The sequence below is a fragment of the Pedobacter sp. PACM 27299 genome, assembly GCF_001412655.1.
Lineage (GTDB): Bacteria > Bacteroidota > Bacteroidia > Sphingobacteriales > Sphingobacteriaceae > Pedobacter.
In genome coordinates, this window is the sequence record NZ_CP012996.1 from 1,167,391 (window position 1) to 1,187,499 (window position 20,109).

A 20,109-nucleotide genomic window follows, 5' to 3' on the forward strand; every position below is an offset into this window, starting at 1 on the left:
TGATTCTCCCTAACTTAAATAAGAAGACCATGAATATCAAAGAACTATTATTGAATGGAAAAGGCTTCTCAGAGCTGCTGAAACAATTCTCTATTGAAGCTGATGATGTCAAAATTCAGGATGAAGACGTGATCCTGTCTGACCAGATTTTGCGACACAAAGACATTGTAAGAGAAAGCATTTGTATTGAAGGTAAAAACAAGGAAGGCATTGTCAACCTATTTGGAACCCTCCATTATAACCTGCTGAATAAACTGGCCGTCTTTGAAATGCAGGGATTTGAGAAAATCGCCACAGCATAAAAACCTGGTTAAGTACCCTTCACTACTTCCTTTATTTCATAGTTGAATGCGCCCTTTATAGGGCGTATAGGACGGTTTTTGTCGTCACTCAGCACTTTTACATAACAAGCTCCGAAGTAAAAAATGAAGGAGGAATAGAAAACAAATAGCATGATCAGGACAATAGAGCCTGAAGTGCCATAAATGTTGCCAATGCCGCTCAGTGGCAGCATAATTCTAAGAATAGACTTTCCAATGGTAAAGAGAATCCCCGTAAGGATCCCGCCATGGATCGCAGATCTCCATCGTGGACGTCCATTGGTTAAGTACTTAAATAAGACCGAAAACCAGGTCGTCACAATGATAATAAATAAGATCTGGTTTAAAACCAATAGGAAAAATCTTCCAAAAGTTGGCGCAGCATTGTTCACATACGTGCCAATGATAGCCTGCATACTGTCTGTCATGATCCCGACAAAAAATAACAGTCCTGCCAGTAAAATGATCACAAATGAACGCGCCCGAAGCTTCATCTTGAAGTAGAACCCCATTTTCTCTTTAATCCCAATAGACCAGATTTGATCCATGGAGTTTTTGATCACTGCAAAAAGGGTCGTGGCTACAAATAAGAAAAATATAAAACTCAACACAGTTGCATACCATTGGTGGTCTACACCTCTGATATTTCGCAGCACCTGTTTAATTTGAGTCGTACTGCTGTCGTCCAATACAGTACCTAATCGTTCAAACAAAGTATTAGCCAGGGTTTTCCTGTCCGTGAAAAATCCAAATAAGCGGATTAAGATGATTAGAATAGGAGGTAAGGCGAAGTTGGCAAAAAAAGCAGTAGCCCCGGCAAGTCGCAGTGGATCATTCTTTTGGAATAATTTAAATGCCGCACTAAAGCGTGTAAAGAATAATGAAATGCTTCCGATGATGTTAATGTCCATTCCCCGCAGGTTGCCTTTATGGCCGAAATTAACTATTTTTTTCGTAAATCTCTGCCTGCTATCTGGTAAAAAAGCCAGCACTGTTTCCAGACTGGCTTTCGTTTTATGAATAATAATCTCAGTTTTTTATAAATTACCCCTCAGTTCCTGCTCCCTTTCCAAAGATTCGAATAAGGCTTTAAAATTGCCGGCACCAAAGGATTGTGCGCCTTTTCTTTGGATAATTTCAAAGAATAAAGTTGGTCGGTCTTCTACCGGTTTAGTGAAAATCTGTAACAGATAACCCTCCTCGTCGCAGTCTACCAGGATTCCCAGCTCTTTTAACTGTGCAATCTCCTCGTCAATCTGACCCACGCGGTTTGGCATCATGCTATAATAGGCTTCAGGGGGTGCACTTAAAAACTCAACCCCTCGAGCTTTTAAGTCCTTTACCGTAGACAAAATATCTTTTGTAGCTACCGCAATGTGCTGCACCCCTTCGCCTTCATAAAATTCTAAATATTCTTCAATCTGTGATTTCTTCTTTCCTTCTGCAGGCTCATTGATCGGGAATTTGGAAAAACCATTCCCATTGCTCATCACCTTGCTCATCAGTGCAGAATATTCAGTATTGATCTGCTTATCATCAAAGGATAAGATGTTCACAAATCCCATCACATCTTCATACCATTGTACCGTCTCATTCATTCTGTTCCAGCCCACATTGCCTACGCAATGGTCAATGTACAGTAATCCTGCTTCTTTAGGCGCATAATCGCTGCTCCAGACGCGGTAACCCGGCATGAATGTGCCGTTATAGTTTTTACGTTCCACAAACATGTGGATGGTTTCACCATAAGTATAAATCCCCGACATACGTACCTCTCCAGATTCATCGGTTAGCGTCACCGGTTCCAGGTATGGTTTTGCACCGCGTTTAGTCGTTTCTTCAAACGCGCTATAAGCATCATCCACCCATAAAGCCAATACTTTTACGCCATCACCGTGCTTTTTCACATGTTCTGCAATCGGACTTTCCGACTTCAAAGCAGTGGTCAGTACCAATCTGATCTTTCCCTGCTGTAGCACATAGGAAGCGCGGTCGCGTACACCTGTTTCTGGTCCTGCATAAGCCAGCGATTGAAAACCAAACGCTGTTTTATAGTAATGTGCAGCTTGTTTTGCATTGCCTACATAGAATTCTATGTAATCCGTTCCATTTATTGGAAGAAAATCCGGCGCTTTAGCGATCTTTTCTGCAAATGTTTGTGTACTCATGATTTTAATAATTTAAACTCTTTATCTGATTATACTAAGGTTTGTTTACTCTACGTTTTGCTGCCAGCTTTTGTAGTAATTCTCATCTTCAATACTGATGGCATCTTCCGTTAACATTAAAGGGCGGAAAGGATCAATCATGACGGCCAGTTCTTCTGTGCTTTCTTTACCGATCGATTTCTCTACTGTTCCCGGGTGTGGCCCATGAGGAATTCCACCTGGATGTAAGGTAATCTGACCTCTAACCACACTTTTTCTGCTCATAAAATCACCATCTACGTAATACAATACCTCATCACTATCCACATTACTGTGGTTATATGGAGCGGGAATAGAAAGCGGATGGTAGTCGTATTTTCTCGGAACAAAAGAACAGATCACGAAATTATGCCCTTCAAAAGTCTGATGTACTGGAGGCGGCTGATGTAATCGGCCTGTAATCGGTTCAAAATCATGGATAGAAAATGCCCATGGATAATGAAAACCATCCCAGCCTACAAAATCAAAAGGGTGGGTGCCATAAGTATAAGGATACATTAAGCCTTGTTTCTTGATCAGCACCTTAAAATCACCAAATTCATCGATGGTTTCCAGGTCTTGAGGACGCCTGATGTCACGCTCACAGTAGGGAGAATGCTCCATTAACTGCCCGTATTCATTTCTATAACGTTTTGGGGAGCGGATAGGACTGAAACTTTCGATGATAAAAAGCCTGTTTTTCTCGTCGTCAAATTCCATTTGGTAAATGGTACCTCGAGGGATGACCAGGTAATCGCCATAGGCAAAACGGATCTTTCCGAAGCCTGTTTTTAGCGTTCCGGTGCCCTCATGGATAAAGATCACTTCGTCTGCCTGACTATTCTTATAAAAATAGTCGGTCATAGATTTTCTTGGCGCTGCCAAAGAGATGTGTAAATCGCTGTTCACGAGTACAGGTTTCCTGCTTTTCAGGTAATCGTCTTCCGGTTTGATATTAAAACCAATCAGACTGGTATGACGCAGGTGCTTTTCGCGCGCAATCTTTGGCTCCACCGAGTAAGGCTCACCGAGCGATTTAACAATGGTTGGCGGGTGACAATGATAAACGAGTGAGTATAAGCTGGAAAACCCTTCAGTAGAAACAAGCTCCTCTGCATATAAATTGCCATCTGGCTTTCTAAAAACGGTATGACGTTTCGCAGGAATAGTTCCTAAGGTATGATAAATAGGCATAACAGTAGGTTAATTTGGTTAGAATTATATGTATATTAATAACAGTAAAACGTTGAAAACGTTTTATTCAAAAGCAAGGAATGCTAGTTGGAATATTGGGCGAAAATGAGCTTGGAAAGCATCGCATACCGGAAGGCAGCCAACGCTTGTTTGGCTACTTGATTTTGATATGTGAGTGGTAAGTTCATTTTGTTTACGGAGCTAAATTAAGTAATAATTATAGTAATCAACAAACAATCAGAACGATTATATGTAGATAAATTATATTTAACCACCGAAGCTGTATTTTTATATAGCTTTGAATAATTTGACAAAAAACTGAGCATATATGAAGCTGGTATCCTATAAAACAGAAGACAGAGAACACCTGGGTGTTTTTGTAAATGGACATATTTATAACCTGAATTCCTGCGACAAGCTGTTGCCAGATGAGATGAACGCTTTCCTGCAAGGTGGCGTAGATCTGATGGATCGTGCTAAAAAGGTAGATGCACAGATCAAATCCGGCGAAATCGAACCTAAAGAAGAAGCTTTCTTTGAGCTGCTAGCACCAGTACCTCACCCAACTTCCTGCAGAGACGGTTATGCTTTTCGCCAGCATGTAGCTGCCGCACGCAGAAACCGTAAGGTAGAGATGATTGCGGAGTTCGACCAGTATCCCATTTTCTATTTTACCAATCATAATGCCATTCAGGGGCCAGGCGATATTAAATGTATGCCTGATCATTTTGAAAAACTGGATTTTGAGCTGGAAGTGGCCATCGTTATCGGTACTAAAGGCCGCAACATTCCCGCCGCAGAAGCTGATGGCTATATCGCTGGTTATATGGTGATGAATGACATGAGTGCAAGGACCTTGCAAATGGAAGAAATGCTCCTCAATTTAGGCCCTGCAAAAGGAAAAGATTTCTCTACTGTAATTGGACCATGGCTGGTGACCCCAGATGAACTGGAAGAATATCTGACAGCAGCAAAGCCTGGTCATACTGGAAATGCCTATAACCTGGAAATGACCTGTACCGTTAATGGCCTGCAGGTATCTGCTGGAAATATGGCAGATATGGACTGGACATTTGCCGAAATCATTGAACGCTGCGCCTATGGTGTAGACCTATTGCCAGGAGATGTGATCGGTTCTGGAACCGTAGGCACAGGTTGCTTCCTGGAACTAAATGGTACCGGATTGTTAAATAACCCCGATTTTAAATCTCAATGGCTGCAGGAAGGTGACGTAGTGGAAATGGAAATCACCGGCCTTGGTCACCTGAGCAATAGCATTATAAAAGAAGACAGCAGCCTTTCTATTCTTGCTTTGAAAAAGAAATAAATTAGAAATCTCCGGTAAAATGTATAAACATAGGCTGCCGGAGATTTTTTATACCCTGCCGCCTATATATATCCAGGCTAAAACCTGCTAAAATTCATCCTTCCCTTTTTTAAACTACATTTAGACCCTAACTTTGACCTTAAACAAGCTCAAACCTCTATGCTGACTATTGATGTAACCAAACTTTCCCCTGTTCAATTACAAAACTACCTGCAATATGCCATTGCGCCCAGACCTATCTGTTTTGCAAGTACCATTGATGAGGAGGGAAACATCAACCTTAGTCCTTTTAGCTTTTTCAATATGTTCAGTACCAATCCACCTTTATGTATCTTCTCTCCATCGAGAAGGGTGAGGGATGGCAGTAACAAGCACACGCTGGAAAATGTATTGGAAGTGAAAGAATGTGTGATCAATATCGTCAACTATCCGATGGTACAGCAAATGAGTTTAGCGAGTACAGACTATGGGAAAGGTGTTAACGAGTTTGAAAAAGCAGGTTTTACGATGCTGCCTTCCGTACTGGTAAAGCCACCAAGAGTGGCAGAAGCGCCCGTACAAATGGAATGTATCGTTAAAGAAGTGATTCATTTGGGCGATCAGCCAGGCGCTGGTAACCTGATCCTGGCAGAAATAAAAATGATCCACATTCAGGAAAATATTTTAGATGCAGATGGAAAGATCGATCAGCACAAGATAGACCTGGTGGCCCGTTTAGGCGGTGATTGGTATTGCCGCGTGACCCCAGAAAGTTTGTTTAAAGTAGCTAAACCATTAACCACACTAGGTATCGGCGTAGATGCCTTACCGAAGGCTGTAAGGAATTCTTATGTACTTTCCGGGAATGACCTCGGGAGACTAGGAAATATTGAACAGCTCCCTTCTGCCGATGATATCGATGAAATGCAGCGCAATAGTCAGGTGAAAGAAGTATTAGATGCCACCATTGGTGACGCGGCAAATCGCGAGCGGGAACTTCATGAATTGGCGAAACAGTTCCTCAATGAAGGAAATGTCATGGATGCATTGAAAGTGGTGCTGTTATAAAATGCTCACTACTTTCATGAACCGTTTCTTATAGAAACCTTCGCTTAAGCTCGTAATCGTGACTCCTTTTGCACTTCCAGAAGAAGAGTGGATGAATTTAATCTCATCACCATCTACCTCGGAAATAATTCCTACATGGCCCACACGACGAACACGGCTATTGGTGCCGGTAAAGACGATGACGTCCCCAACCTGTGCATCAGCGAGCTTTTTATCGTGGCCTTTTGTGGCGAAATCTCGGGAAGAACGCGGTGCATTTACGCCAAAATTCTTAAACACATAGTTTACAAATCCGGAGCAGTCAAAACCTATTTTAGGATTGCTGGATGCATAACGGTAACGCGTACCAATCATAGACTTAGCAAAAGATAAAAGATTGCTCGGTTGAAATTTGCTGGCAGGAAGTGCCGGCAGGTGTTCCATTAGTTTGAAAACCACATCCTGATAAGGAATCGGTGACAGCCCCTGCGACTTTGCAGCAAAGGTACTCATGGAAAGAAATAGGACAATGATGATACTTTTCTTCATAGGGATTGGGCTAAAGATATATAAAAAATCTTTAGCCAAAAGTGATGTTGATAACTAATTGATTAAGGGGTGGTTACTGCGACAGGGATCACTTTTCCATTGAAAAACTTATGACCCGTCTTCGCAAAGTCAGCCACATATTTTCCCATTTCAAAGGCCATAACCGGCGATTGATAGCCCGGGAAAGCCTGTTCTAACATTTCTGTTTGTGCAGAACCTAAAGCCAGACAGTTCACTTTAATGCCGGTTTCTGCCAATTCAAAAGCCAGACATTCCGTTAAAGTATGTAAAGCAGATTTGCTGGAAGAATAAGCAGCAAGGCCAGGAAACTTTACGCTGCCCTGAAAACCACCCATACTGCCAATATTTACAATATGACTGCCTGCAGTCATCAAAGGCAGTAAATTCTGGATCATATTGAAATGACCCAATACATTGCTTTCAAACATCTGGTACAAATCCTCTTTACTGGTTTCCAGAAAAGGTTTATTGATCAGCGATCCTGCATTGTTGATTAAAATATCTACAGTACCCAGTCTTTCCTTCAAAAAGGGAAGCAACACGGCATAGTCGTCATTTACAATGTCAAACTCTACTGGAAGTAATACACAATCAGGATTGATGCTTCTGGCAATTTCCAATAGCTTTCGTAGCTTGTCGGCCGAACGGGCAATACATACAATTTTGTTTGCTTTGTAGTTGGAGAACTCTAAAGCAGCTTCAAAACCAATCCCACTGCTCGCACCTGTTAATACTATATTCATTTAATCTATTTTCTGTAAACAATGGCGCGCTGGTAACCCATCAGCGCCATTGCTAATTAATCTTCTTCTGTAATCAATTGGCTTACCGGATTTTCAATCACGTGTAAACCATCGGTAATTAATTTATGGTGATCCGGTTCATTTGCTGCTTTCAGCTCCAGATAAATACGCAGTTCTTTCTCCAGTTCAGGATCAAGATTCTTGTGGTAAAGAATCTCCAGAATCTCTAAAGAAGCCAGCCAATCGGAACGATGTTCTTTCTTTAAAGTTTCAAATAAAGCAACTACCCGTTCATAATTTCTTTTGTCTTCGCGAATGCTGCGAATTTCTTTATAAATCGCATGCAGCTGCTGTGTTTTCTCGTCATAGGTTACCTTATGCGTTACTTTATCACTGATATGGGTGATTTCTTCGTAAGCATCTTTATCGGCAGCACCATTAAATACGGAAACAATTTTCTCTCCGACAGCCATATCATAAGTGCCCCATTCCGGTTGGAAAAGTACGTTTCCATTGCCTTCTTTTACCGTACAGTCTTCAAATACCATCAGGATGTTTTTACCATTGTGCTGTACAATTTCTTTTAGTAAACCGTTCAGGTGAATGCCGCCATCAAAATTCAATTCTGCTCTGCTGCCTTCAGTAATCCCTTGTTCTGCCAGTTCTGACAAGCTCAGGTCTTCCAGGATTAAGCCATTTAAGCGGCCAACAGGGGAGGAGAAGCCATCTTTATGGTAAAACTTACCATGACCTTCCAATTGTTTCGAATCTACCGCTAACGCAGAAGGTCCCGTTGTTTTAATGAAAGTTAACTCATCAGCAGCATTTAAACCCATATCCGTAAAGATACCGGTTACCTGTAGTCCAGAGCTGTAAACTGCTGTTGCCGGGTTTTTACACTCAATTGCTTTGACGATACTTTCCGTACCTCCGCGTCTGAATGCCATCGTATCAGCAAACTGCTCCAAAACATCGATCAGGTTTTGGAAGTTCTCCGTTACAAAAAGCTGTGGCTGCGGTTTGGTAATGTCGTACGAGTAATTGATCGTATCAATATTGTACCAGATTTTCTTCACTTCTTCTTTCATACAGCTGGAACTTTCGCCAATTGAAGAAAGTAAACCTGCGCCGTATATTTTCGGGTTTTCCAAGGTACCGATCAAGCCGTACTCAACAGTCCACCAGTGTAAACGACCCAATAAAGCCATTTCTGAAGGTTCTCCCATATTTTCGGCAACCACCTGCAGATGTTTTTCTGCCTTGGCAATTTCCTGTTCCGGCGTATTTGCCGACTCTTTTAAAATACTCAGGTTGCGAATCGCTTCATAAAGCTCAAAATCTTTCGAAGAAAACATGGCTTTCGCGCCAATAGAGCCAAAATAGCTCAGGTAATTGTTGTAATCGGTATCCGCAATAATTGGGGCATGCCCTGCCGACTCATGGATGATATCCGGAGCTGGCGTATATTCAATATGGTTAATCTGACGTATATCTGCTGCAATCACCAATACCCGGTAAGCCTGGTATTCCATGAAAGCGGCAGGAGGGATAAAGCCATCTACAGTCACAGCACCCCAGCCAATTTTGCCAAGGTTATCGTTCATGGTCTGCAAATTCGGGATGTGTTCAATACTCAAACCCGCGCGCTGTAAACCTTTGATATAAGGATAATAGGCCACTTGTTTCAGATAACTGTAGTTTTGACGCATCACATAGCGCCAAACTGCCTGGTCAATTGGCGTATATTTTTCATAATGCTGCTCTACAATAAATTGCCTTAAATGCTTAGGAAGCTTAGCTACTCGTGGATTGTTAAAGTCATTAAAATCACTCATTACCTATATGGTTTATATGAAGGCCAATATAAGAAAATCTATTTCTTCTCCTAAACAAAACCGGGCTTGATTTATGAAAAATAACGGAACTAAGACATAAAGCAGGTCATGCTCCCCTTATTTCTTCACTTTAAATGAGAAGTGCTTTTGTGAGAAATAACTAAAAATAGCGAGTAAAAAGGAAATGATCACCTTGGAAACTGTAGGATAAAAACCAAAGGACTCAATCAGGACTTTTAATAAAGCATAGCTGATCAGAATATTGGTGGCAACTACTGAGCCATACCTGAACAATTGAATCCTGCCTTTTAAGGTGGATTTCGTGAAAACCAGGTATTTATTCAGTGTAAAACCGATGATAAAAGTAATTACCGTCTCTATGGCAAATGCGGCAATAGGGGCGGTAATGAGCTTTGGCAGGAAAGGAAGATCCAGCTGAACATCCTGCTGTTTTAAGATCCAGTTATAGACGATATAGTAAATCACAATACCCGCTGCGGTGGTGCTGCCCCCGGAAGCGATGTACCTGAATGTATGCAAGGAAATGTATTTGGAAAAAGGAGGATAGAAAAAGTCTATGAGCTTTAACAAAGCTTTGCGCATACTTACTATTTATAGGTTAACTGGTTTGCGATCATTCTGTTGTTATACTGTTGTCTGAAGGCTTTTAACTTCTTTTCCATGGCTGCGGCAACCTCCGGTTCTTCTGCTAAAATGTTGTGCTGAGTCAAACGGTCTTTTCTTAAATTATACAGCGCAATGTTGTCTTTACCATCATTTACCAGGTAATAATCACCCATGTAAAAGTTAAAAGAACCGTCATTATTGCTCACTACAAAGTTATCAGTTTTCTGATCAAAAGCATCAAAGCCGAAAGAGAAGTAGGGTTTGTCGTAGTGCAGGTAATTCAATACCGTAGGCATAATGTCCATCTGCTGTACCAATTTATCCGACATTCCTTTTAAAGCGCCATCCGGGCGATAAAAAATGATGGGAATGGAATAATATCCGGTGGTATTCTGGTATTCCGGGTGATAAGATACTGTCGCATGATCAGCACAAAGCACAAATAACGTGTTTTTGAACCATGGCATCGTTGATGCGGTTTTAAAGAAATTACGCAAAGCCATATCGGTATAGCCTAGCGGTTCCTGCACTGGAAGCGGTCCTTTCGGGAATTTACCTATATACTCTTCCGGAACACGGAAAGGGTGGTGAGAAGATAAAGTAAAGACACTCGCAAAGAAAGGCTGCTTTAAGGTATTGAGTGTTTTCGCAGTAAATTGTAAAAATGGATCATCCCAAATGCCCCAGGTGCCATCAGAATCACCGGTTTTCTGGTATTCATTCTGACCGAAATATTTCTTTACCCCGGCAAGATGAGTATAAGAAGAGAAGCCCATAGAGCCATTCGGTGCCCCATGGAAAAAGGCCGTTTCATAACCTTCATCGCCTAGTATTTTGGCAATACTGGTGGTTTTATTACTCGAATAAATAGACAATACGAAAGGTTCATTGATGGTCGGGATTCCGGTAATCACAGAAGGAAGGGCGTCAATAGACTTTCTGCCGTTCGCATAGCTGTGTTTAAAAGTATAACTCTCGCCCACAAGAGAATCCAGAAATGGGGTGTATCCTTTGTATTTACCACCATCAAGGTCTTTGTTCAGACTGCCGATGTGTTCTTTTCCCAGACTTTCCACGATGATCACCATCACGTTTAATTTCTTAAAGTTCCCGGTATCTTTAGGTAGGTGAATCGGATTGTATATCGAGTTTAACGTTTGTTCGTCGTAATAATTCAGTGGTTTCAGCTTGGAAGCTTTTAAGGTTCTGAAGATGGCAAAAGGCGTATTCAGGACCAGACTCATCTGATCCGGGGTATCTACAAATTCACCGGCGTTACTTAAAGTAATCGGTCTGGTACCAAATCCCCATCCGCCACGAACACCTGTGATGCACAATACGGCGATCATAAATAATAGTACCGTATGTAAAACATAGACTGGCCAGGTAAAACGTACCGTTTTTTTTACCTTTACGAGTTCATATAATTTGATGAACAGCCACACTAAAACGGCTAGGATCAGTAATAAATACCAATAGTCTTTTAGGAAATCACCGAAGAGTTTCAGCTTGTTTTGCTCATTGCTGAATTGATTGAAAACCGTGGCAGTGGTTCTTTTGAGCGTAAACTTATAATAGACAAAATCAATGAGGTTGGCTACAATCCCTAAGCTGTTGGTGATGATGAACCACCATTTGAAAAATTTTTGATACCCCTCGTTATAGCGAAAAGGAAAAGGAATCAAATGCGCAAGGAGGTAAATAGAGTTGATATATATTAAAGCGGAAACATCAAATTTTAGTCCACCCCAAAGGATGTACAGGTACTTAGGTAGGGTGATATTTTGGAAGAGGTCCTGATTGAAAAGGTAAAATCCGATTCTACATAACGTATATAGCATCAGTAAGATCAGAAATCGATAGGCCAGCACCAGATAGAGGTTAAGGCCTGTAGTGTCTTTTATTTTCAAAGTTTTGAATATTTGTTCCAAAGCTAAGTATTGATAATGATTTATTAATGTTAAATTAATCAAAAGGGCTATCTCCTGATGGAAGACAGCCCTTTTTGACCATTGCTATTTCTCTATAATATCATGCTCTAGGAGAAATAGATATCTTTAAAGTTCAACGTTTTCGTCGTGTCGATTCTTCTGTTGAAACGTTCTGGTTTAATCTCATTTAAGGTGTCAAAACCGCAAGCTTCCATCAGCTCAATTGTGGCATGAACGGTGTTTTTATGGAAGTTGGCGACACGATGTTTTTTATCGGTTACGTCAATTCCTTTAAATAAACTTTTATCCTGTGTAGCGATACCTACAGGGCATTTGCCACTGTCGCATTTTAAGGCCTGAATACAACCCAGGGCCATCATCATTCCTCTGGCACTGTAACAAGCATCCGCACCCAAGGCCACTACACGCATAATGTCGAAACCGGTGATGATCTTTCCTGAAGCCAGGATTTTAATGTCTTTTCTTAATCCGTATTTTTTCAGGGTGATGTTTACAAAGGCAAGTGCATCCAATAGAGGCATCCCTACGTAATCTGTATATTCAAGCGGCGCTGCACCTGTTCCACCTTCTGCACCGTCAATGGTAATGAAATCCGGAGAGATTTTAGTGGCGATCATCGCTTCACAGATGTCGATAAATTCCTCTTTACTACCGATACACAATTTAAAACCAATCGGTTTACCACCTGAAAGTTCACGCATCTGCTGGATAAACAGCATTAATCCATTGGCGTCAGAGAAAGTGCTGTGTGCTGGCGGCGAAAGAATTGTTGTTCCTGCTACCACATTTCTGATTTCCGCAATCTCCGGAGTATTTTTGGCTGCTGGTAAAATACCACCATGACCAGGTTTTGCCCCCTGAGACAATTTAAGCTCTATCATTTTCACGTATTCTCTTTTCGAGTTCTTTTGAAACAAAGCGGCATCAAATTTACCTTCCGCATCTCTACAGCCGAAATAACCTGTTCCTACCTGCCAGATCAGGTCACCACCACCTTTTACGTGGTAAGGACTGATTCCTCCTTCGCCGGTATTGTGGGCAAACTTATTCAGGTTGGCACCGTTGCTCAGCGATTGAATCGCCGTTTTACTCAATGCACCAAAACTCATCGCCCCGATATTCAGGATACTTAAGTCGTAAGGCTGCGTACAAACGGAACCCCCAACTTTTACCCTCAGGTCCATATTGGAAATCTTTTTAGGGTAAATACTGTGTGATACCCATTCATAACCTTCCTCATAAGGGTCTACCTGCATCCCGAAAGCTACAGTTTCACGCTCATTTTTTGCCCTTTGGTAAACAATAGAGCGCTGGCGACGGTTGAAAGGTTTTCCATCCAATTCCGACTCAAAGAAATATTGACGCATTTCCGGTCTGATGGATTCGAAGAAATAACGTAAACGCCCAATTACCGGATAATTCCGAAGCACAGCATGCTTAGACTGAAAACGGTCGTAGGCCAGGGCCGTGATCAGGATAACGGGCAACGCAATTAATAAATGGAAAGCGGATTTTTGATAAAACGCATTCACGATTAAAGCGATAATGCCTAATAAGGCGATCCAAAGAAATACTGTTCCAAGTATGGAACGAAATCCTTTTTGTTTCATAAGGTGGTGATAAATAAAAGTAGATGAACATCTCGAAAGGAATAATGATTTTTGAATCTTATGCCTTCAAAATGAGTTTAAAAAATAATTTTTCGAATAGAAGAGGCCCCTGAATCGAGAATCTTATGGAGAAGGACTCGGGGCTAAGAGAATAAAATCTCTGGAGGTACTCTGGAAAACAAAGCCAAAGGCGTAGTTCTCCCGCTCATATCGCGCGAAGCGCCTATATGCGGTGTTATACTTATCCTCAGTCGTTTTCATTGGCGCAAATCTCGGCACCTTTTTGCGCAATTCAAAGGATTTCGACGTTATTTAATTGTAAATATTAATCTGGAAGGGATACAAAGTCGATCACTGCACAATAACGGTAACGCGGATGAGGTTGAATGCTCAGTCCAACGGTGTTCAGCTCAGAGGAAGTATTGAGGATGAGTTTTCGGTGTCCAAGGTTGGGTACGCCCTTATCTAACAGCAACATACAGATGTTTTCCAGACCTGAATTGAAGCCGAAAGCAATACATTCTCCATTGGATTTTTTAGGGTATACGGTACTGATCCGCTGATTTAATGTGCGTCCATCTTTAGAAGTATGTCCGGCATAATTGTTTCTGTTTAAGTCTTTTGCATGAGCTTTGGCGATGTTTGTCAGTGCCTGATCGGGCCAAAACACGGGTAAATTCTTAATTTCCTGCAAGTCTCTGCGCAAACTGCGGTAATAACTGTCATTTCTATTCACTTTTAATTCCGCATAATTCCCGTATTGCTGCATCCTGGTATTGTAAGCATCTACAAAATCCTGGAAGTAGGTGTCAAAAAATCTGGCGCCATCCATTCTGACTAGGTTCATGTAAATCACCATGTCTTTCTCTTCCGCAGTCAGGTAGCTGGCATTGCCCGCTGTATTGGCCATTTTTAGTTCTTCTCTGGTCCAGCTGTCATCCGGCGACTGTGCTTTTAATGCAGGACTAAATGAGGTAAATGGGAGGGTTAATAGGAGCGCAAGGGCAAAAATCTTCATCTTATCTTTCTTTATTCAAGGACCTATGCTCATTCAATAGTTCCGTTTTGCTGCATTAACGCAAAACACAGGCCATTTGATATGAACCTCCAGGTTTTTCTGCTGAAATCGATCTTATTGTGGAATATGATTTAGGGCCTTTTTTAACTAAGACTTAACAAAGGAAGGTAGGTGATTTTTCCTTGAAAACCTGGTGATCTTCTTTTGTCTTTGTCTTGCCATTGTTTTCCTCAGCTAAAACTAAAGCAAAGCAAGAACAAAACAATAGCAAAGCAATAGCAAAACAGATAGCGTCGACAAGGTGCTGAAATCTGTTCCATTCTCGGCTGAAAAAGGAACAGATTTTTAGAGAAACTATGGAAAACTTTCAAATTATTCTGGAGAATTATCTGTTTTCTAGTATAAACGAAGGAAATTATTGTTTCTTGCTTAAGATTCAATATTTCATAAATATATATTGCATATAGCTAATTACCCTTCCAAAAAACTGATGATTTCTAAATCCCTGGCAAAAGAGATGGGCTGGAAAAACAAAAAGAGCGGTCTTTTCAGACCACTCTTTTTGTAGTGATGTATTTAGGAATACCTGATTAATTTTCTTAGAATTTATAGCTTAATGTGGCTACAAATTGTCTTGGAGGAATTGGATTCACACTATAGTTCTCATGAACGAAATAGTTCAACTCATTCGTGATGTTCGCGATTTTAGTCAATAAGGAAAGTTTTTTCCATTGGTAACCTGCAGAAAGGTCAAATGTGGTGAAAGCTTCCAACGGGATAATTCCTGTCGAAGTTCCCGATTTATTGGTGTTTCTTCCACCATTACGGTCACCTGTGTAATAAGCAGATGCGCCTAATTTCAACCCTTTAAGGCTGCCATTTTGCAAAGTATAGAAAAGGGAGCCATTGGCTGTGTTTTTAGTGGTACCGACTAAACGTTCACCTTCAACTATACCTCCTGGAACCACTACTAGCTTATTCGTTTTAGGGTCTATGTATTCCGATTGTTCACGAGTGTGGGTATAGCGCATATAGTTGTAACTATAACCTGCAAGGAAACTTAGTCCCTCTACAATTGTTCCGGTAACGTCCAGTTCAATACCATCGCTAGCAGTTTTACCAGTAAACTCTTTTAAATTGGTATCCCCATTTACACTGCCATCAGGTTTAAATTCCGCAGTTTGTGCAAACTTACTGTTGATAATTCTATATACAGTTACGTTGGCTGTTAGTCTGCCACCAAGAAAATCATTTTTAACCCCTGCCTCATACTGATCAATAATTGAAGGATCCATAGGTGCATTTGTAGCGATGTTTAGCCCTGCATTTGAAGTGAAGTTATTTGCATAACTCACATAAAATGAAGTGGTTTTGAAAGGTTCGTAAATGAAACCTAATTTAGGAGAGAAAGCACTTTCAGTCTTTGTTTTTTCAATACCATTAGCAACAAGAGTTTGTATTCCTGTGTCATAGGTAAATGCTTTTGATCTTGGTGTTCTTTGGTAAGTGTAACGAAGTCCAGCCAATACTTTAAACTGATTTGTTAAGGCAATTAAGTCCTGAACAAAACCACCCATTCTATAAATTGGAGTTTTAGTATCGGAAATCACCGATGTTTCGGGCATATTAAAGTTAGAAGGGATATTAAAGCTAGAAGGGTCCAGGATATTTACCGTATCATAATATTTCGCCCCTTTCGCATCTTTCAACAAGTTAGGATCAGAAAAACCATAAGCTTTAGTAATTGACTGATCAGCATCAGCTCCTACTAATAAAGTATGTGCGATACCAGCAGTTTTAAAAGCACCAGACAAGTTGATTTGTTGGTTATAAGTTCCTTCATCTGTTTTAGAACGAGTCAATGCACGGTTCCATGAACCATCTGCTAAGGCAGCCGGACGTTCAGAAGAGAAATAATTTCTGGTATAAGATTGAAGAGAAGCCACTACATTTAATTTCCAGTTGTCGTTAAACTTATGGGTAATGTTGGCTTGCGCAGTAGTAGTATTGGTTTTATTGTATGCCCAGCTGGTATTTAAAAACATATTTCTGCTGATGTTTGCAGGCAATTGGTTACCAACGGTTCCTACACCAAAATCTGGTGTGAAATCACTTTTCAGGTAATCTCCCTGCAGTAAAATTTCAGTTTTGTCGCTCAATTTGTACAATAGTGAAGGGTTCACATAGACTCTGTTAGAAGTTACATGATCTCTGTAACTGCCGGCATCTTCATAGGTGCCAATTACTCGGAAAGCAAGATCTTTGGTAATTGGACCATAAATATCAGCCGTAGGCTTGTATAAATCATAGCTGCCAGCACGCATGGAAACTTCACCACCATAGTTGAACTGTGGTTTTTTAGTCACCATATTCACTACCGCACCACCAGAAACACCACCATACAGTAAAGCAGCACTACCTTTTAAAACTTCAACAGATTCTAATGTACTGGTTTCCGGCATTCCACCAGTAGTGGTACGGGCGCCATTTTTGAACACATTATTAGTACCTAAAGCATAACCACGTGCGTAAAAAGTTTCACCACTTACACCACCACGATTGGCACCAAAAGCAACACCATTTACGTTTTTCAACACATCGCTTAGTCTGCTTGCTTGTTGGTCAGTAATGGTTTGGCTATTGATAATTTGTACTGACTGAGGAAGGTCTCTTACAGGAATGGATACTTTGCCCACACTCACTGGTTTTAGGTTCGGACTCACATTAGCCGCGATGATAACTTCATTCAGCTCCGAAGAGGTTTCGTTAAGTGTGAAGTATAGTTTAGTGTCCTGACCTTCAATTACAGTTGCGGTTTGGGTTTGTACTTCTAAACCGATATAAGAGGTTTTTACTGTGTATTTTCCAGATTTCAGGTGGTTAAAGATAAATGTACCGTCTTCTTTAGTTAAAGATTTTCTGTTGTTTTCTACAATCTGCACATTCACATAGGCAGCTGGTTTACCATCACTTGTACTTACTTTTCCACTGATCGTACCTCTTACTGGTGCTGAAGCCAGCTGAGCAAAAGTGGTATTGGTTAATGAAATAAGCAGCGCGAGGCTGAATAATATGTAAAGTTTCTTCATAGGGTTTATTTAGATTAATTCTAATTGGCCGCAAATGTAAGTGCTGCTTAGGAGAACTGCAAATTTATTTAGAATTAAAATAAATAAGGTGATTTTAGCTCATAGCTGAAGGATAGCTAACCTATTACAGCAGCTGGAACAAAAAAAGAATCGCATCCGCAGGACTGCGAATGCGATAAATAAAAAATATTTTCAGTCGGGTATAATAAACTGAATAGACAAGCGTCTATATATATGAGAGCGTTAATTTAAACGGGGAGGTTTCGGAGGAAACTTCCCCGTTTTACTTTTAAAGCTTATTTTAAACACCACACATGGTAAGTGCCATCTTTCATTTCAGAGCCTTCCACTACCTTTTCAAAACCAGGGAATTTCGTTCCCCATTCCTGTAGGCTGCGGATATAGCTTAACCAAGGACCGTCTGCAGGGCCGAAGCTTTCACCTGGCATAATGATTGGAATTCCTGGAGGATATGGAATCACGCCTACTGCAGAAGTTCTGCCAGCCAATTTATCCAACGGTAATAATTCTACATCACCCGACATTAGTTTTTGGAAACCAACTCTTGGCGTGGTCACTGGTGTTGGAAGCTGACTAAATGCCGCGGTTTGCCATTTATCCATATTGCTTTCTCTCATATTATGGAACATTTCATCAGCAAGGTCTTTTAATCCCATTTTTCCATAACGGTCAGGATAGTTGGCAGGAAGGTCAGGAATCGTTGCTGTTAATGGCGTGTTATCATCATAATGTCTTTTGAACTCTAAAAGAGCATTGATCAATGTACCCCATTTCCCCTTAGTATTTCCTACAGAGAACAGGCAAAGTACCATGAAATCTGTAGTCCTGGAAGGGATAATACCTTTGGCATATAAGAACGAAGAAACTACTGCTGCGGGGATTCCCCAGGCACTCAATTTACCGTTATCTTCCATTCCCGGGCATAAAATCCCCGCTTTAATCGGATCCAGCATACACCAGTTTTCGGTCATCTGGTCGAAACCATGCCAGGCATCACCAGGTTTCAATACCCAGCAATTCGAATCATGGCTCAGCAATTCCTTCGGCGCATCGGCAAAATCTATTTGCTTTCCAGTTTCCGGATTGGTTACTGTTGGCGCATTCCATGAACCAAAGAACCAGTCTTTTTTCTGATGGAAAGCGCGTTGGGTACGGGCCAATGCCTGGCGGAAATCTACGGCCTCATCAATCACTTCCTGTGTCAGGATTTCTCCCTGAGGACCATCCATCATCGCTGCACCAATTTCATTAGAAGCGATAATCGCGTACAATGGAGAAGTGGTAGACTGTAAAAGGTAAGATTCATTAAATCGACTGTGTTCAATTGGCTTCCTGCCATTCCGTACATGGATGTAAGAAGACTGCGACAGTGCCGCCAGCAATTTATGTGTAGAGTGTGTTACAAATATGGTTGGCGCATCTTTTGGATGGTCTTCCGCTTTGCCGCGCAAGCCGTAACGATCTTTGTATAATGGGTTGAAACGGGCATAAGCATACCAGGCCTCATCCAGATGGATCTGGTCTACGGTTGGTGCCAGTAAGCTTTCCAGCTCCTTAGAATTGTAACACATGCCGTCGTAAGTACTGTTCGTCACTACCGCATAAACTGGTTTATCCTGTGTCGCATGACTTTTTAGTGCATGATTGTTTATTTTCGACTGGATCACTTCCGGAGAAAATTCTTTCGCCGGGATTGGGCCGATAATACCAAAACGGTTGCGGGTAGGGATAAAGAAGACTGGAATCGCACTCGTCATGGTCAAGGACTGCTCTATGGATTTATGGCAATTTCGATCGCATAAAGCATACTGGCCATCTGCAACTGCAGCGATAAATACTGCTCTGTTGGAACCTGAAGTTCCATTCAGCATATTATAACTTAAATGCGATCCAAATACTTTTGCGACATAGGCTTCCGATTCTTTTACAGGCCCTTCATGGTCTAACAGAGAACCTAGTGGCGTTCTTTCAATCCCAGTATCCGTACGGAAAAGGTTTTCTCCAAAGAAATCAAAAAACACTCTTCCTACCGGGGATTTGGTAAAGGCAATTCCACCCTGGTGTCCAGGAGCAGCCCAGGAATACTCTGCCGAATTCTCTGTATAATTGATTAAAGCTTTTGTAAATGGAGGTAATAAGTTTTCAAAATAATGATGAATCGCAATCTCAATTCTTCCACCAAGGAAGGAAGCAGTGTCTTCCAGCATCCATATAAATTCATTGGCCAGGCTCATGGCTTCTATAGTGAATGAGTTCTGGTCGCCTTTCTCTGCAATTAAGAATACGGGAACGGAAGCATTTCTTTTTCTAATCTCCAGTAATAATGCGGTGCCTTGCTGATGGGTAGCCTCATCATTATTACCCAAAGTCCAGTCGAGCAATACACAGCTGATTGCCGCATCAGAGATGATCACCGATAAGGCATCGTCGTAGGAAATGGCCTCAATGACTTCAAAATTCCGGTCTTGCAATTCATTTACCAATGCTCTGACCGCTCTTCCATTGGCTGTATTTTGAATAAGAAGTTCATCATCGATGATCAGAACTTTTCTTTTGTTGAGTTTATTGATACGTTGAATCATAGGTTTATT

15 protein-coding genes are annotated in these 20,109 nt (G+C 41.2%); 3 read left to right on the top strand and 12 right to left on the bottom strand.

What is annotated here, in order from left to right; all coding sequences use genetic code 11:
- Positions 1–29: 29 nt before the first annotated feature.
- Positions 30–302, top strand: a complete 273-nt coding sequence (locus AQ505_RS04940) for a hypothetical protein (protein ID WP_062550887.1) — start codon at positions 30–32, stop codon at positions 300–302.
- An 8-nt stretch (positions 303–310) separates the two neighbouring features.
- Here AQ505_RS04940 and AQ505_RS04945 read toward each other — a convergent pair whose 3' ends face one another.
- From AQ505_RS04945 to AQ505_RS04955, 3 genes are all read right to left on the bottom strand, one after another.
- Positions 311–1,231: a YihY/virulence factor BrkB family protein gene (locus AQ505_RS04945; protein WP_062550888.1), complete on the bottom strand. Its 921-nt coding sequence runs from the start codon at positions 1,229–1,231 to the stop codon at positions 311–313.
- 126 nt (positions 1,232–1,357) lie between these two features.
- Entirely contained in the window at positions 1,358–2,488 is a 1,131-nt protein-coding gene (gene hppD / locus AQ505_RS04950; RefSeq protein ID WP_062547152.1) for a 4-hydroxyphenylpyruvate dioxygenase, read from the bottom strand.
- A 45-nt stretch (positions 2,489–2,533) separates the two neighbouring features.
- The gene (locus tag AQ505_RS04955) at positions 2,534–3,700 is read right to left on the bottom strand and encodes a homogentisate 1,2-dioxygenase (protein WP_062547153.1); all 1,167 of its coding nucleotides are present in this window, start codon (positions 3,698–3,700) and stop codon (positions 2,534–2,536) included.
- Between the two features lie 328 nt (positions 3,701–4,028).
- Between AQ505_RS04955 and AQ505_RS04960 the strand changes: the two genes are divergently transcribed.
- Together AQ505_RS04960 and AQ505_RS04965 are read left to right on the top strand one after the other, a co-directional pair.
- Positions 4,029–5,027, top strand: a complete 999-nt coding sequence (locus tag AQ505_RS04960; protein WP_062547154.1) for a fumarylacetoacetate hydrolase family protein — start codon at positions 4,029–4,031, stop codon at positions 5,025–5,027.
- Between the two features lie 159 nt (positions 5,028–5,186).
- Complete coding sequence (locus tag AQ505_RS04965) at positions 5,187–6,074, top strand: flavin reductase family protein (RefSeq protein WP_062547155.1); 888 nt, start codon at positions 5,187–5,189, stop codon at positions 6,072–6,074.
- Here AQ505_RS04965 and AQ505_RS04970 read toward each other — a convergent pair.
- From AQ505_RS04970 to AQ505_RS05010, 9 genes are all read right to left on the bottom strand, one after another.
- The gene (locus AQ505_RS04970) at positions 6,069–6,602 is read right to left on the bottom strand and encodes a C40 family peptidase (RefSeq protein ID WP_062547156.1); all 534 of its coding nucleotides are present in this window, start codon (positions 6,600–6,602) and stop codon (positions 6,069–6,071) included. The genes AQ505_RS04965 and AQ505_RS04970 overlap by 6 nt on opposite strands.
- Positions 6,603–6,664: 62 nt before the next feature.
- Positions 6,665–7,366, bottom strand: a complete 702-nt coding sequence (locus AQ505_RS04975; protein ID WP_062547157.1) for an SDR family NAD(P)-dependent oxidoreductase — start codon at positions 7,364–7,366, stop codon at positions 6,665–6,667.
- A 56-nt stretch (positions 7,367–7,422) separates the two neighbouring features.
- The gene (locus AQ505_RS04980; protein ID WP_062547158.1) at positions 7,423–9,201 is read right to left on the bottom strand and encodes an aromatic amino acid hydroxylase; all 1,779 of its coding nucleotides are present in this window, start codon (positions 9,199–9,201) and stop codon (positions 7,423–7,425) included.
- A 117-nt stretch (positions 9,202–9,318) separates the two neighbouring features.
- On the bottom strand, positions 9,319–9,804 hold the full coding sequence (locus tag AQ505_RS04985) for a GtrA family protein (RefSeq protein ID WP_062547159.1): 486 nt from the start codon (positions 9,802–9,804) through the stop codon (positions 9,319–9,321).
- 5 nt (positions 9,805–9,809) lie between these two features.
- Positions 9,810–11,738, bottom strand: coding sequence for an LTA synthase family protein (locus AQ505_RS04990; RefSeq protein ID WP_062550889.1), 1,929 nt, complete (start codon positions 11,736–11,738; stop codon positions 9,810–9,812).
- Between the two features lie 128 nt (positions 11,739–11,866).
- A complete protein-coding gene (locus AQ505_RS04995; protein WP_062547160.1) occupies positions 11,867–13,390 on the bottom strand; it encodes an FMN-binding glutamate synthase family protein in 1,524 nt (507 codons plus the stop codon).
- Between the two features lie 325 nt (positions 13,391–13,715).
- Complete coding sequence (locus AQ505_RS05000) at positions 13,716–14,408, bottom strand: CAP domain-containing protein (protein ID WP_062547161.1); 693 nt, start codon at positions 14,406–14,408, stop codon at positions 13,716–13,718.
- 599 nt (positions 14,409–15,007) lie between these two features.
- Complete coding sequence (locus AQ505_RS05005) at positions 15,008–17,497, bottom strand: TonB-dependent receptor (protein WP_062547162.1); 2,490 nt, start codon at positions 17,495–17,497, stop codon at positions 15,008–15,010.
- Positions 17,498–17,793: 296 nt separating this feature from the next.
- Positions 17,794–20,100, bottom strand: coding sequence for an Orn/Lys/Arg decarboxylase N-terminal domain-containing protein (locus AQ505_RS05010; RefSeq protein WP_062547163.1), 2,307 nt, complete (start codon positions 20,098–20,100; stop codon positions 17,794–17,796).
- Between the last annotated feature and the right edge of the window lie 9 nt (positions 20,101–20,109).

Coding starts and splice junctions, on each gene's coding strand:
- AQ505_RS04980 (WP_062547158.1), bottom strand. CDS start 9,201: ATGAGTGATTTTAATGACTTTAACAATCCACGAGTAGCTAAGCTTCCT.
- AQ505_RS04970 (WP_062547156.1), bottom strand. CDS start 6,602: ATGAAGAAAAGTATCATCATTGTCCTATTTCTTTCCATGAGTACCTTT.
- AQ505_RS05000 (WP_062547161.1), bottom strand. CDS start 14,408: ATGAAGATTTTTGCCCTTGCGCTCCTATTAACCCTCCCATTTACCTCA.
- AQ505_RS05005 (WP_062547162.1), bottom strand. CDS start 17,497: ATGAAGAAACTTTACATATTATTCAGCCTCGCGCTGCTTATTTCATTA.
- AQ505_RS04975 (WP_062547157.1), bottom strand. CDS start 7,366: ATGAATATAGTATTAACAGGTGCGAGCAGTGGGATTGGTTTTGAAGCT.
- AQ505_RS04965 (WP_062547155.1), top strand. CDS start 5,187: ATGCTGACTATTGATGTAACCAAACTTTCCCCTGTTCAATTACAAAAC.
- AQ505_RS04995 (WP_062547160.1), bottom strand. CDS start 13,390: ATGAAACAAAAAGGATTTCGTTCCATACTTGGAACAGTATTTCTTTGG.
- AQ505_RS04940 (WP_062550887.1), top strand. CDS start 30: ATGAATATCAAAGAACTATTATTGAATGGAAAAGGCTTCTCAGAGCTG.
- AQ505_RS04945 (WP_062550888.1), bottom strand. CDS start 1,231: ATGGACATTAACATCATCGGAAGCATTTCATTATTCTTTACACGCTTT.
- AQ505_RS05010 (WP_062547163.1), bottom strand. CDS start 20,100: ATGATTCAACGTATCAATAAACTCAACAAAAGAAAAGTTCTGATCATC.
- hppD (WP_062547152.1), bottom strand. CDS start 2,488: ATGAGTACACAAACATTTGCAGAAAAGATCGCTAAAGCGCCGGATTTT.
- AQ505_RS04955 (WP_062547153.1), bottom strand. CDS start 3,700: ATGCCTATTTATCATACCTTAGGAACTATTCCTGCGAAACGTCATACC.
- AQ505_RS04960 (WP_062547154.1), top strand. CDS start 4,029: ATGAAGCTGGTATCCTATAAAACAGAAGACAGAGAACACCTGGGTGTT.
- AQ505_RS04985 (WP_062547159.1), bottom strand. CDS start 9,804: ATGCGCAAAGCTTTGTTAAAGCTCATAGACTTTTTCTATCCTCCTTTT.